General features: G+C 69.4%; 11 protein-coding genes. 2 read left to right on the top strand and 9 right to left on the bottom strand.

The annotated features are described in order from the left end of the window. Positions 1-16: 16 nt before the first annotated feature. The 3 genes from ACFYQ6_RS00390 to ACFYQ6_RS00380 are packed head-to-tail and all read right to left on the bottom strand — an operon-like array spanning position 17 to position 3,110. Entirely contained in the window at positions 17-877 is an 861-nt protein-coding gene (locus tag ACFYQ6_RS00390; protein ID WP_361580322.1) for a carbohydrate ABC transporter permease, read from the bottom strand. Beyond that, entirely contained in the window at positions 874-1,800 is a 927-nt protein-coding gene (locus ACFYQ6_RS00385; protein ID WP_361580324.1) for a sugar ABC transporter permease, read from the bottom strand. The genes ACFYQ6_RS00390 and ACFYQ6_RS00385 overlap by 4 nt, the downstream gene beginning before the upstream one ends. Next, the gene (locus ACFYQ6_RS00380) at positions 1,797-3,110 is read right to left on the bottom strand and encodes an extracellular solute-binding protein (protein WP_388759448.1); all 1,314 of its coding nucleotides are present in this window, start codon (positions 3,108-3,110) and stop codon (positions 1,797-1,799) included. The genes ACFYQ6_RS00385 and ACFYQ6_RS00380 overlap by 4 nt, the downstream gene beginning before the upstream one ends. A gap of 188 nt (positions 3,111-3,298) precedes the next feature. Here ACFYQ6_RS00380 and ACFYQ6_RS00375 point away from each other — a divergent pair, with 188 nt between their 5' ends. Further along, on the top strand, positions 3,299-5,344 hold the full coding sequence (locus tag ACFYQ6_RS00375; RefSeq protein ID WP_361580328.1) for a beta-galactosidase: 2,046 nt from the start codon (positions 3,299-3,301) through the stop codon (positions 5,342-5,344). A 45-nt stretch (positions 5,345-5,389) separates the two neighbouring features. Beyond that, positions 5,390-6,949 (top strand): arabinogalactan endo-1,4-beta-galactosidase, encoded by a 1,560-nt coding sequence (locus ACFYQ6_RS00370; protein ID WP_361580330.1) that lies wholly within the window; start codon positions 5,390-5,392, stop codon positions 6,947-6,949. Positions 6,950-6,952: 3 nt separating this feature from the next. Here the strand turns inward: ACFYQ6_RS00370 and ACFYQ6_RS00365 are convergent, their stop codons facing one another. The 6 genes from ACFYQ6_RS00365 to ectA form a co-directional block, all read right to left on the bottom strand. Then, positions 6,953-7,960, bottom strand: coding sequence for a VOC family protein (locus ACFYQ6_RS00365; protein WP_361580332.1), 1,008 nt, complete (start codon positions 7,958-7,960; stop codon positions 6,953-6,955). A gap of 271 nt (positions 7,961-8,231) precedes the next feature. Further along, positions 8,232-8,930, bottom strand: a complete 699-nt coding sequence (locus ACFYQ6_RS00360) for a hypothetical protein (RefSeq protein ID WP_361580334.1) — start codon at positions 8,928-8,930, stop codon at positions 8,232-8,234. 246 nt (positions 8,931-9,176) lie between these two features. Continuing rightward, complete coding sequence (thpD, locus tag ACFYQ6_RS00355) at positions 9,177-10,070, bottom strand: ectoine hydroxylase (protein WP_361580336.1); 894 nt, start codon at positions 10,068-10,070, stop codon at positions 9,177-9,179. 3 nt (positions 10,071-10,073) lie between these two features. Continuing rightward, positions 10,074-10,472 carry an ectoine synthase gene (locus tag ACFYQ6_RS00350; protein ID WP_073747901.1) on the bottom strand — a complete coding sequence of 133 codons (399 nt, stop codon included), beginning with the start codon at positions 10,470-10,472 and terminating at the stop codon, positions 10,074-10,076. Between the two features lie 61 nt (positions 10,473-10,533). Further along, positions 10,534-11,796: a diaminobutyrate--2-oxoglutarate transaminase gene (gene ectB, locus ACFYQ6_RS00345; protein ID WP_361580338.1), complete on the bottom strand. Its 1,263-nt coding sequence runs from the start codon at positions 11,794-11,796 to the stop codon at positions 10,534-10,536. Between the two features lie 95 nt (positions 11,797-11,891). Next, entirely contained in the window at positions 11,892-12,416 is a 525-nt protein-coding gene (ectA, locus tag ACFYQ6_RS00340; protein ID WP_361580340.1) for a diaminobutyrate acetyltransferase, read from the bottom strand. Positions 12,417-12,729 lie beyond the last annotated feature (313 nt).

The following is a 12,729-nucleotide window of genomic DNA, read 5'->3' as shown; positions in this document are numbered from 1 at the left end:
CCCTGTTGAGGAGCTGTCAGGACTTTACGGCGCCGGAGAGCAGGTCGAGGCTCCAGAACCGCTGGATGACCAGGAACAGGGCGATCAGCGGGATGATCGCCAGCAGTGCTCCCGTGATGACCAGGGTGTAGAGCGCGGGGGTGTTCGAACCCTGCTGGAGCAGCGTGTAGAGCCCCAGGGTGACCGGGAACTTCTCGTCGTCGCCGAGCATGATGTACGGCAGCAGGAAGTTGTTCCAGACCGCCACGAACTGGAACAGGAACACCGTCACGAGCCCCGGCAGCATCATCGGCAGCGCGATCGTCCGGAAGATCCGCCACTCGCCGCCGCCGTCCATCCGCCCGGCCTCGATCACATCGGCCGGCACGGCTGCCGCCGCGTAGATCCGGGCGAGGTAGACGCCGTACGGCGAGAGGATCAGCGGCAGCAGCACCGAGAGGTAGGAGTCGGTCATGTCCGCCTCGGCCAGCAGCAGGTACTGCGGCACGGCCAGGATCACCGGAGGCATCAGCACCCCGGCGAGCAGGATGTTGAAGACCGTCTCCTTGCCCCGGAAGCGGTACACGGCCAGCGCGTACCCGGAGACCGCGGACACCGCGGTGGAGAGCAGGGCGCCCGCACCCGCGTAGAAGGCCGAGTTGGCCATCCACTTCCAGTACACCCCGTCGCGGTACTCCGTGAGGTCGGCGACGTTCTGCGTGAATCCGGAGCCCGGCAGGAAGGTGAAGGTGGAGAACAGCTCGCTGCCGGACTTCGTCGAGGCGACCAGGACCCAGGCGACGGGCAGCAGGCAGTACAGCGCGCCGAGGAGCAGCGCGGCGGTCGGCACGAGCGGGAGGCGACGGCGGCCGGGGGAGGGGAATGGCTGGGTGCTCATCGGGAGTCTCCCTGCTTCGTACGGGAGTTGGCCGCCTTGAGGAAGCCGAACGACAGGGCGAGGGTGGCCAGGGCGATGATGACCGCCTGGGCGGCGGCCGCGTGGATGTCGTTGTTGACGAAGGCGTCCTGGTAGACCTTCATCAGCGGACTCCAGGTGGTGGAGAGCGAGTTGGTCAGCGGCTTCAGCGTGGTGGGTTCGCTGAAGACCTGGAGCGTCGCGATGATCGAGAAGAAGAAGGTCAGGATCAGGGACGGCGCCACCATCGGGATCTTGATGCGCAGCGCGATCTGGAGCTGCGAGCAGCCGTCGAGCCGGGCGGCCTCGAAGATCTCGGCGGGGATCGCCCGCAGCGACGTGTAGATCACGATCATGTTGAAGCCGGTGCCGCCCCACACCGCGATGTTCGCCAGCGAGGCGTACAGCGGCCCGCCGTCCAGCAGGTCGGGCTGCGGGAGCCCCACGGCGTCGAGCACGTAGAGGAAGGGGCTGACGTCGGGCAGGTACAGGAAGCCCCACATCAGCGCGGCGATGACGCCCGGGATCGCGTACGGCAGGAAGATCGCCAGCCTGCTGAAGCCGCGCATGCGGAGCCCGTCCGTGTCCAGCAGCAGGGCGAAGAGCAGGGCGAGACCGAGCATCACCGGGACGACGATCGCGCCGTAGCCCAGGATACGCAGCGCCCCGTGCAGCAGTTCCGAGTCGGAGAGCGCGTCCGTGTAGTTGGCGAGGCCGGCCCAGATCTCCTCCCGTGCGCCCTTGCCGAGGCCCAGTCCCCTGACCTCGGTCCTGCGGAAGCTGAGGTACACGGCGTAGCCGATGGGCAGGGCGAAGAAGAGCAGGAACAGCAGGGTGGCGGGGATCAGGAAGACGTACGGGGCGCTCCTGACCCCGTACGCCTTCCCGCGGGGTGCGCGTGTCACTCCGAGACCCCGAAGCCCTGCTTCTTCAGGTCCGCGACGGTGGCGTCCTGCATGGCGGTCAGCGCGGAGCCGAAGTCCGACTTGTTCTTCGCGGCGGCGGCGAAGTTGTCCTTGAAGGCGCTGTACGCGACGTTGACGTTCGGGCCCCACGCGGCCGGGGCGGTGCCCTGGGCGATCTTGGCGGCCTCGGTGTAGAAGGCGGGCTGGCCGGAGAAGTAGTCCGGGGCCTTCGCGAGCGCGCCACCGGTCTGGGCGGAGGTCGCGGCGGGGTAGATGCCGCTCTCCTTCACCAGCGCGGCGAGGGCCGTCGGGTCCGTGTTCAGCCACTTCGCGAAGGTGGCGGCGGCCTTCTTGTTCTTGGAGTCGTTGGTGACGGCGGTGGAGGAGCCGCCCCAGCTGCCGGTGACGTTCTCACCGGCGGTCCACTGGGGGAGCGGGGCCATCGCCCACTTGCCCTTGGTGTCGGGCGCCGCGGTGGTCAGGGTGCCCGGTGCCCAGACCGCGCTGACCCAGGCGACCTGCTTGCCGGTGTTCAGCGCCTTGTTCCAGGCGGGGGTGTACATCGGCTGGTTGTCGATGGCGCCCTCCTTCACCAGGCCGCCCCAGAAGTCCGCGACCTTCTGCGTCGCGGGGTCGTCGATCGCGACCTTCCACTTGTCGCCGCCCGTGGTCCACCACTTCGCGCCCGCCTGCTGGGCGAGACCCGCGAAGAGCCCCGAGTCGTTGGAGGAGAACGTGGTGAGGTCCTTGTCCGGCGCCTTCTTCTTCAGCGCACGGGCGGTCTCGGCGAACTCGTCCCAGGTGGTGGGCACGGTCAGGCCGTACTGCTCGAAGAGGTCCTGGCGGTAGTAGAACATCAGCGGACCGGAGTCCTGCGGCAGTGCGTACAGGGCGTCCGAGCCGAGCGTCGCCTGCTGCCAGATCCCGTCGGCGAACTCGCCCTTCGCGTCGCCCGCCTCCTCGGATATGTCCGCGAGGACGTCGTTGGAGACCAGGGTGGGGAGCGCCTGGTACTCGGCCTGGACCAGGTCGGGGGCCTTGTGGGCCTTGGCCGCCGTGATGATCTTGGTGACCAGGTCGTCACCCGAGGCCTGCTTCTTCACCGTGACGGTGATGCCGGCCTCCTTGCCGGGGCCCTTGTTCCAGATGTCGGCGACCTTGTCCAGGCCGGGGGCCCACGCCCAGTACGTCAGCGAGGCGGGCCCGGAAGCGGCCGGCTCGTCGCCGCCGTCGTCCGAGCCGCACCCCGAGAGCAGGGCGGTGGCGGCGAGAGCGGCGGCGGTGGACACCGCGACGGTGCGGTATTTCATGGTTTCTCCCCTGACGAGACGAACAGACGCTTCGGCGGACTGGCCGGAAAGGCGCTGTGAGCGTTCACAGTAGAGAAACCAAACCGACACTTGTCAATGGTTGTTGCTGTGCGGTTATGTTGGCCCTGCGCCGCCGAGAGTGTGTGTGCACGTTCCCAGAAGTTGTCCCGAAGAGCCAGGAGCTGTCCATGCCGCACTCAGAATCCGCTCCCTACCCGGCAGGCCTGCGCACGCTCGCCTTCGGCGGCGACTACAACCCCGAGCAGTGGCCCGAAGAGGTCTGGCACGAGGACGTACGCCTGATGCGGGAAGCGGGCGTGAGCATGGTCAGCGTCGGGATCTTCTCCTGGGCACTCCTGGAACCCGAGCCGGGCGTGTACGACTTCGGCTGGCTCGACCGTCTCCTGGACCTGCTGCACGTCAACGGCATCCGCGCCGACCTCGGCACCCCCACCGTCGCCCCGCCCGCCTGGTTCTACCGCGCCCACCCCGAGGCCCTGCCCGTCAGCAGGGACAGGGTCCGCTACGCCTTCGGGTCGCGCGGCGCCATCTGTCACAGCTCGGCTCCCTACCGCGCTGCCGCGGCGAACATCACCGAACAGCTCGCCCGCCGCTACGCGAAGCACCCCGCCCTCGCGCTCTGGCACGTCCACAACGAGTACGGCGTACCGGTCAGCGCCTGCTACTGCGACAGCTGCGCCGCGCACTTCCGCCGCTGGCTCGCCGCCCGGCACGGCACGGCCGAAGCGGTCAACGAGGCCTGGGGCACCGCGTTCTGGGGCCAGCGCTACCGCAGCCTCGACGACATCGACCCGCCCCGCACCACCCCCACGGTCGGCAACCCGGCGCAGCAGCTGGACTACGCCCGCTTCGCCGACGCCACCATGCGCGAGAACTTCACCGCCGAACGCGACATCCTGCACCGGCTCGCCCCCGGCATCCCGGTCACCACCAACTTCATGACCGCGCTCAGCCAGTGCGAGTCCGTCGACTACTGGGCCTGGGGCCGCGAAGTCGACCTCGTCACCAACGACCACTACCTGATCACCGACGGCCGCCGCACCCACGTCAACCTCGCCATGGCCGCCGACCTCACCCGCTCGGTCGCGGGCGGCGCCCCCTGGCTCCTGCTGGAGCACTCCACCAGCGGCGTCAACTGGCAGCCCCGGAACCCCGCCAAGCGCCCCGGCGAGATGGCCCGCAACAGCCTCGCCCACGTCGCCCGGGGCTCCGAGGGCGCGATGTTCTTCCAGTGGCGGCAGTCCCGGCGCGGCGCCGAGAAGTTCCACTCCGCGATGGTCCCGCACGCCGGCACCGACTCACGCGTGTGGCGCGAGGTGAGCGCGCTGGGCGCGGGTCTGGGCCGGCTGGAGGGCATCCGGGGCTCCCGCACCGTCGCCGATGTGGCGATGCTCTGGGACTGGGAGTCCTGGTGGGCGCAGCGCCTGGAGTGGCGCCCCAGCGAGGAGCACGACGCACGCGAGCGCGCCGACACCTTCTACGCCTCGCTCTACGACCGCCACCTCACCGTCGACTTCGCCCACCCGGACGCCGACCTCTCCGGCTACCCCCTGGTCGTCGTCCCGGCCCTCTACCTCGCCACCGAGGAGACCGGCCGCAATCTGCGCCGGTACGTCGAGCAGGGCGGCACCCTCGTCGTCTCGTACTTCTCCGGCATCGTCGACACCGACGACGCGGTCCACCCCGGGGCCTACCCGGGCGCGCTCCGGGACGTACTCGGCCTGACCGTCGAGGAGTTCGCCCCGCTCGGGGAGGGCGATACCGTCCGGCTGATCACGCCCGAGGGCGCTCCCGAGGGCCCCGAGCTGACCGGTGACCTCTGGTCGGACGTGGTGATCCCGCGCGGCGCCGAGACCGTCTGGTCGTACGCCGACGGCATCCCGGCAGGCCGCCCCGCCGTCACCCGCAACCGGCTCGGCGAGGGCACCGCCTGGTACATCTCCACCCGGCTCTCCGGCCCGGACCTGGACGCCGTCCTGGACCGCGCGGCCTCCGACGCCGGTGTCGAGCCGCGCACCGGCCTCCCGTACGACGTCGAGGTCGTGCGCCGCACCGGTGACTCCGGCAGCCACCTCTTCGTGATCAACCACACCGACGCCGAGGCGGTGGTGCCGCTCGGCACCCCCGGCACCGAACTCCTCACCGGCGAGCCCGCCGTGGACAAGCTCGCCGTTCCGGCGGGGGCGGTCCGCGTCGTACGGCTCGACGGCTGAGGCGCCCGCACGTTCACCCGCACAACTGTCGAAGGGACATCGACGATGTACGGAACGACGCACACCCGCGCGAAGGCGGCCGGAGCGGTGGCCGCGCTCTCAGGCCTCCTGTTCGCCGCACTTCCCGCCCAGGCCGCACACGCGGCCACCACCCCCGTCAACACCGGCTTCGAGTCCGGCGCGACGGGCTGGTCGACGTACTCGGCCGGGGGGCAGAACGCCGCCTCCTTCACCGAGGCGGGGGGCCACGGGGGCAGCACCCGGCTCAGCCACTGGTCGGCCTCGGCGTACAAGGTCGAGACCTACCAGTACCTGAGCGGCCTCACCGACGGCGCGTACACCCTCAGCGCCTGGGTGCGCTCGGGCGGCGGCCAGAACTCCGCCTACATCGCCCTGCGCAACTGCGGCAGCGCCGAGCAGCGCACCGACCTGCCGCCGACCGCGAACGGCGCCTGGATCAGGCTCGTCACCTCCGTCAAGGTGACCGGAGGGTCCTGCACGATCAGCCTCAACTCCGACGCGCACGCGGGGGAGTGGGCCAACTTCGACGACATCACCTTCACCCCGGGCAGTACCGGGCTGAGCGTCAGGGGCGGTGACCTCTCCACCCTCCCGAAGAACGAGGCGTACGGCGCGAAGTACAGGGGCGCGAGCGGCGGAGCGGGGGACGCCATGAGCATCCTCAAGAGCTCCGGGATGAACTACGTACGCCTCAAGGTGTGGGTGAACCCGGCCGACGGCTACAACGACAAGGCCCGGGTCCTCGCCATGGCCAAGCGCGCCAAGGCCCTCGGCATGAAGACCCTCGTCGACTTCCACTACTCCGACGCCTGGGCCGACCCCGGCAAGCAGAACAAGCCCGCCGCCTGGGCGGGCCACAGCTACGCGCAGCTCCGCACGGACGTCTACAACCACACCTACGACGTACTGAACGCCCTGAAGGCCCAGGGCACCACCGCCGACATGGTGCAGATAGGCAACGAGATCAACGGCGGGATGCTCTGGCCGGAGGGCTCGACCGACAACTGGTCCCAGCTGGCGGGCCTGATCACCTCCGGGGCGAACGCGGCCAAGGCGGTCTCCTCCGGCACGAAGGTGGCGCTGCACCTCGCCGAGGGCGGCGACAACGCGGGCACCCGCTGGTGGTTCGACAACGCCGTGGCGCAGAAGGTGCCCTTCGACGTCATCGCCCTCTCCTACTACGGCTACTGGCACGGCTCGCTGTCCGAGCTCCAGACCAACCTCGACGACGCGGCCTCCCGCTACGGGAAGCCCGTCCTCGTCGCCGAGACCGCATACGCCCACACGCTCGCGAACGACGACGGCCTGGAGAACAACGTCGCCACCGCCGGCCAGCTGGTCTCCGGATACCCGGCGACTCCGGCGGGCCAGGCGGCGAACCTCCGGGACGTCATGAACGTCGTCGAAGCCGTCCCCGGCGGGCGGGGACTCGGTGCCGTCTACTGGGAGCCGGCCTGGACCGCCGTCACCGGCAGCGGCTGGGACCCGGCCGACCCCTCCTCGGGCAACGCCTGGGAGAACCAGGCGGTGTTCGACTACGACGGCAGGCTGCTCCCGGCGGCCGCCTGGTTCTCGCACAGGTAGCCGCTACAGCGGCGCCCCGTGCCACCTCCACGAGGTGACACGGTCGCGGCCCGGCAGATCGGCACGGCCGGTGGACCACAGCAGTACGGTCCACCGGTCGTCGTCGTCCGGCGCGTCGGGGAAGAGCCGCGCCAGCACCCGGTCGCAGAGGTCCCGGGGCGGGGTCCAGTCGAGCGACAGCCCGGCGGCGACGTCGTGGGTGTGCACCAGGGTCTCGACGACGCCCATGGCGGCGAAGCCCTCCGGGTCGGAGAGCCCGAACACGTGGTGGGAGCGCACGTCCGAAGGGGTCGTCCGCACCATCGCGGCCAGCAGGGCCCCGCTCGCCTCCAGCGTCTGGAGCAGTCCGGCGGTCCCCGCCTCCGGGTTGGCGAAGATCGAGTTCGCGGGGCCTCCCTCGCGCTCGGGCCCGTACCGGTACGGCACCTCACGCGCCTGCGGCGGCCTGCGCGGGCCGAGCTGGACCGCGTACGCGAAGAGGTCGTCGCTCAGATGTTCCACGGTCTCCCAGCAGTCCCACGTCAACGACCCCGCCGGGACGCGCCAGTCGTCCGCCGGGGACTGCGCGAGGGTGTCGACCGAGAGCCGGACCGCCAGCGTGACGTCGTCGGCGGTGACGGGCAGTCGTGCACCGGTCAGCGCGGCACGTTCGGCGGCACCGCACTCCACACAGAACTCGTTGCCCTCGGGATCGGCCAGGGTCGCCCAGCCCCGGCCGTTCGGCTTGCGGTGGTCGGCGACCAGCGTGGCGCCCAGGGCCAGCAGCCGTTCGACCTCCTCGTCGCGGGTCCGATCCTCGGGGCGCACGTCCAGATGGACGCGGTTCTTGCCGCTCTTGGGCTCGGGCACCGTGACGAAGAGCAGTGCCGCCCCGGGGGCCTCGACCAGTGCCTCGGGATCGCCGGGCGCGTCGTCGTCGGACAGGGGTGAGCCGAGCACCTCCGCCCAGAACAGGGCCAGTTGGTAGGCGTCGGCGCAGTCGATGGTGATGTGCTGTACGAGCGAAGTCATGGGCGCCACTGTCTCCGCTGGACCGTGCCGAGGTCCAGTGAGTTGACTCCGCCGGCTCAGGGGGCCCCGACTCCGCGCAGCAGGGTGTCGACGACGACGTCCGCCGCGCGGGCGGAGCTCAGCTCGGGCAGCTGCCGGGAGGAGAGGCCGCGAGTACGGCGCGGTCGGCCTCGGTACCTGCACCGGGTACAAGACCATCACCGTCTGACACGGCCGTACCGTCATGGAGGGCCATCACCGCCCGAAGAGGCGAGCGCCCGCCGCGGCGGCGCTACTCGGTGGTTCCACCAGGCTCCAGCACATCGGCCGAGGCCGGCGGCCGAATGTCCAGCGGCTCGTCGAAATCGCTGAACGACGTGGTGGTGACCTGCTTCCCGCTCCTGTACACGGCCTTCAGCAGATGCGGCTCGCCCTCGGTGGCGACGTAGAAGGAGTACTTTCCCTCCTTGTCCGCAGGGTCGGTCACGTTCAGGCCGAGAGCCTCCCGGCCCTCGATGCGGGTGGCTTCCCCCTTGGTCGCCGTGCCGAACGACTCGAACGGCCTCGTGCACTGGGACAGCCCGTCGCCCGGCTGCGACCTGGACACGGAAACCTTCGCCCATACGCCCGGCTCGGCGTCGCCGAGATCGTTGCCGCTCCAGGCCTCCAGGTACGCCTTGTCCGGGCGGACGTAGTCCGTCTCGCCGATCCGGATCTGCTCCAGGGTGCCGCTTCTGGAGAAGGTGTTCCGCACCTGGCAACGGCTCTTGAGGTCCGTGGTCATCCGCCAGGTCACACGGTCGTCGCCGACCGTGTTGCTGATCTCTATGGTGAGGGAACTGAGCTTCTCCATACGGGCGTTGGCCTCATCGAGCATGTCCGACGCCGACTTCTGCGCCGGCCCTCCGCCGTTGCCCCCGCAGCCGGCGAGTGCGGCACCGGCCAGCAGAGACGTCAGCGTCACCGCCATCGTCCTGTGAACCGTTCGCATGGGTCGACACCTCTCCGACGGGCACACGATCACAACCATGATCGGCACGGGCAGCCTAACAACGCCCGGCCGCCGCCTGCCGGGCGGCCGGTACGGAAACAGCCGGTACGAACAACCCCCTGCCTCACCGCGCGCCGCAGCGGCGGGAACACCTCCCCCCGACCCCGCACCGGCGGGAGCACGGCCGGAGACGCGGAAGGGGCGGGACGCGCGATGCGTCCCGCCCCTTCCGGTCGTCCTGCGTGACTACTTCACCGGGGTGAAGTCGCGCGCCCCGATGAACTCGGGCCGGCGGATCGGAGCCGCGAACGGCTCCTGCGCCGTGTTCTCGACGCTGTTGAAGACGATGAACACGTTGCTGCGCGCGTACGGGGTGATGTTGTCCCCGGACCCGTGCATGGCGTTGCAGTCGAACCAGGTCGCCGAACCGGCCTTGCCCGTGAAGAGCTTGATGCCGTGCCGGTCTGCCATCTTCGTCAGCGCCTCGTCGGACGGGGTGCCGGCGTCCTGCATCTGCAGGGACTTCTTGTAGTTGTCCTTCGGCGTCTCACCCGCGCAGCCGAGGAACGACTTGTGCGAGCCGGGCATGATCATCAGCCCGCCGTTGGTGTCGTAGTTCTCGGTCAGCGCGATCGAGACGGACACCGCCCGCATGTTCGGCAGGCCGTCCTCGGCGTGCCAGGTCTCGAAGTCCGAGTGCCAGTAGAAGCCCGAGGCGCCGAAACCGGGCTTCACGTTGATCCGGGACTGGTGGACGTACACGTCCGAGCCCAGGATCTGGCGGGCACGGCCCACCACACGCTCGTCACGCACCAGGTTCGCGAAGATCTCGCTGATCTTGTGCACCTCGAAGACGGACCGCACGCTCTGGGACTGCGGCTCGATGATCGAGCGCTCGTCGGCACGGACCCGCGGGTCGGCGATCAGCCGGTCCAGCTCCGCCCGGTAGACCGCCACCTCGTCCGGAGTGACGAGCTGGTCGACGGTGAGGAAGCCGTTCTCCTCGAACCCCTGGAGGTCCTTCGCGGTGACCGGCCCCGGCGCGCCCGGCGCGGACCAGATGACCGGGTCCTGGCGGGGAGTGGTCATCTCGGCGGCGCCGCGCGAGGGGTACAGGTCGGCGCGTACATCGGTGGTCATGGTTCAGCCCTCCTCTGTCAGCAGCGGGTAGACACCGTTCTCGTCGTGGTCCTCCCGTCCGGTGACGGGAGGATTGAAGACGCACACGCAGCGAAAGTCGGTCTTCGGCCGCAGGGTGTGGTGCTCGTGTCCGTTCAGCAGGTACATCGTCCCGGGGGAGATCCAGTGCTTCTCGCCGGTCTCGTCATTGGTGAGCTCGGCCTCGCCCTCGGTGCACAGAACGGCCTCGATGTGGTTCGCGTACCACATCGACGTCTCCGTGCCCGCGTAGAGCACGGTCTCGTGGAGCGAGAAGCCCACCTTCTCCTTGGCGAGCACGATGCGCTTGCTCTCCCAGGTGCCTGAAGCGGACCTGATGTGCCGGTCGGTGTTCTCGATGTCACTGAAAGATCGGACGATCACGTGGGATGGTGCCTTTCTCTTCTGTCCTGCTCTTGGTGCCTGCCCCGGGGCGGAGCCCTGGTCAGGCGGTCTCGCGGACGGACCGGGCCAGCGTGCGCAGGCCCTCGTCCAGCTCGTCGGGGGTGATGGTCAGCGGCGGCAGCAGCTTCACGACCTCGGACTGCGGGCCGGAGGTCTCCAGCAGCAGGCCCAGCTCGAAGGCGCGCGCGCAGATGGCGGACGCGCGTTCCGGGTCGGTGAACTCCAGGCCCCAGACCAGACCACGGCCACGGAAGTGCGCGGTCTCGTCCTCACCGCAGATCGCCAGCAGTGTCTGCTCGACCTGCTCGCCGCGGGCGAGGGTCTGCTTCTCCATCTGGCCGTCGGCCCAGTAGGCGTCCAGTGCCGCGGCGGCGGTCACGAAGGCCGGGTTGTTGCCGCGGAAGGTGCCGTTGTGCTCGCCGGGCTCCCAGATGTCCAGCTCGCCCTTGAAGAGGCAGAGCGACATCGGCAGGCCGTAGCCGCTGATCGACTTGGACAGCGTGACGATGTCCGGGACGATGCCGGCCTCCTCGAACGAGAAGAAGCCGCCGGTCCGGCCGCAGCCCATCTGGATGTCGTCGACGATCAGGAGCATGTCCTGGCGGTGGCAGAGGTCCTGGAGCGCGCGGAGCCACTCGGCACGGGCGACGTTGATGCCGCCCTCGCCCTGCACGGTCTCCACGATCACGGCCGCGGGCTTGTTGAGCCCGGAACCCTGGTCCTCCAGGAGCCGCTCGAACCAGAGGAAATCGGGGACCTTGCCGTCGAAGTAGTTGTCGAACGGCATCGGGGTGCCGTGCACCAGCGGGATGCCGGCGCCGGCGCGCTTGAAGGCGTTGCCGGTCACGGCGAGCGAGCCGAGCGACATGCCGTGGAAGGCGTTGGTGAACGAGACGACGGACTCGCGCCCCTTGACCTTACGGGCGAGCTTCAGCGCCGACTCGACGGCGTTGGTGCCGGTCGGGCCGGGGAACATCACCTTGTAGGGGAGGTCCCGGGGGCGCAGGATGACGTTCTCGAAGGTCTCGAGGAAGGCCCTTTTGGCCGTCGTGGCCATGTCGAGGCCATGGGTGACGCCGTCGCGCTCGATGTAGTCGATCAGCGCGCGTTTCAGCACGGGGTTGTTGTGGCCGTAGTTGAGCGATCCGGCACCGGCGAAGAAGTCGAGGTACGAGTGGCCGTCCTCGTCGGTCATACGGGCGCCCTGCGCGCGGTCGAAGACTGCGGGCCAACCGCGGCAGTAGCTCCGTACTTCCGACTCAAGGCTTTCGAAGACGCTCAGGGCGGGCGGGGTGATGGTCACAGCGGATCTCCTGCTCGAGGGGGGTGTGACGGGCGGAGGGTCGGACATGCCCCGGGGAGCCGCGCCCGGGCGGGGCGCGGAGGGGCGACGGGGCCCTAGAAGGGGCCGATGCGGTACAGCACCTCCGGCAGGTGCGTTCCCTCGGGGAACAGCGACCCGTCGAAGAGCACCTCGCGCTCCAGTGGCACGTCGTGCCGCTGCGCGTAGGAGGTGAACAGCCGGTCGGAGGCGGTGTTGTCCGGGGTGACGGTCGTCTCGACCGATGCCAGGCCCTGGTCGGAGGCGACGCGAGCGGTCAGCGCGTCCAGCAGTGTGGCCGCCAGCCCCTTGCCACGGTGGGCCTGGTCGACGGCCACCTGCCAGACGACGAGCGTCTCGGGGCGGTCGGGACGGATGTACCCGGTCACGAAGGCGATCGGGTCGCCGTTCTCGTCGCGGGCGACCACGGAGGTCGCCGCGAAGTCACGGCACCACAGCAGGTAGCTGTACGAGGAGTTGAGGTCCAGGACCTCGGAGTCGCGGGCGATGCGCCAGATCGCGGCTCCGTCCTCCACTCGAGGGGTGTCGATTCTGAGGAATTCGCTTCGGGCACGGGCAAAATCTGCTGGTGCGGCGGTCATGCGAATTGAATTTACCCAGCAAAAATCAAAATTGCATCGCCGCAGGGGGTTGGGTGCGGCAGCCTGTTGTGTTATCACGCGGGCGCGGCCCGACCCTGCCTCGGGGGCAATTTCGCCGGTAGTGTCCGGGATTTTCCGAACATACCGGACGCGATGTGGAGTCTGTCACATCGTTGTAACCCTCCCGGCATCCGTTTTGGGTGCTTAGGCCGATCGAGTGAAAACCGCAGCGTTTAGGCTCGAAGAACGGGGGAAGAAGAATGCGGGGAGCTGCTCCCGATAAAGCAGCTCCCCTTTTGCGTCGATTGAATCG

The sequence above is a fragment of the Streptomyces sp. NPDC005494 genome (assembly GCF_042872025.1).
GTDB lineage: Bacteria > Actinomycetota > Actinomycetes > Streptomycetales > Streptomycetaceae > Streptomyces.
Note: the sequence above shows the minus strand (reverse complement) of the source record. Positions and strands in the feature narration are given on the sequence as shown.

Excerpts from the sequence above, each read along its gene's own strand:
- ACFYQ6_RS00390 (WP_361580322.1), bottom strand. The coding sequence starts at position 877 with ATGAGCACCCAGCCATTCCCCTCCCCCGGCCGCCGTCGCCTCCCGCTC.
- ACFYQ6_RS00380 (WP_388759448.1), bottom strand. The coding sequence starts at position 3,110 with ATGAAATACCGCACCGTCGCGGTGTCCACCGCCGCCGCTCTCGCCGCC.
- ACFYQ6_RS00375 (WP_361580328.1), top strand. The coding sequence starts at position 3,299 with ATGCCGCACTCAGAATCCGCTCCCTACCCGGCAGGCCTGCGCACGCTC.
- ACFYQ6_RS00370 (WP_361580330.1), top strand. The coding sequence starts at position 5,390 with ATGTACGGAACGACGCACACCCGCGCGAAGGCGGCCGGAGCGGTGGCC.
- ACFYQ6_RS00365 (WP_361580332.1), bottom strand. The coding sequence starts at position 7,960 with ATGACTTCGCTCGTACAGCACATCACCATCGACTGCGCCGACGCCTAC.
- ACFYQ6_RS00360 (WP_361580334.1), bottom strand. The coding sequence starts at position 8,930 with ATGCGAACGGTTCACAGGACGATGGCGGTGACGCTGACGTCTCTGCTG.
- thpD (WP_361580336.1), bottom strand. The coding sequence starts at position 10,070 with ATGACCACCGATGTACGCGCCGACCTGTACCCCTCGCGCGGCGCCGCC.
- ectA (WP_361580340.1), bottom strand. The coding sequence starts at position 12,416 with ATGACCGCCGCACCAGCAGATTTTGCCCGTGCCCGAAGCGAATTCCTC.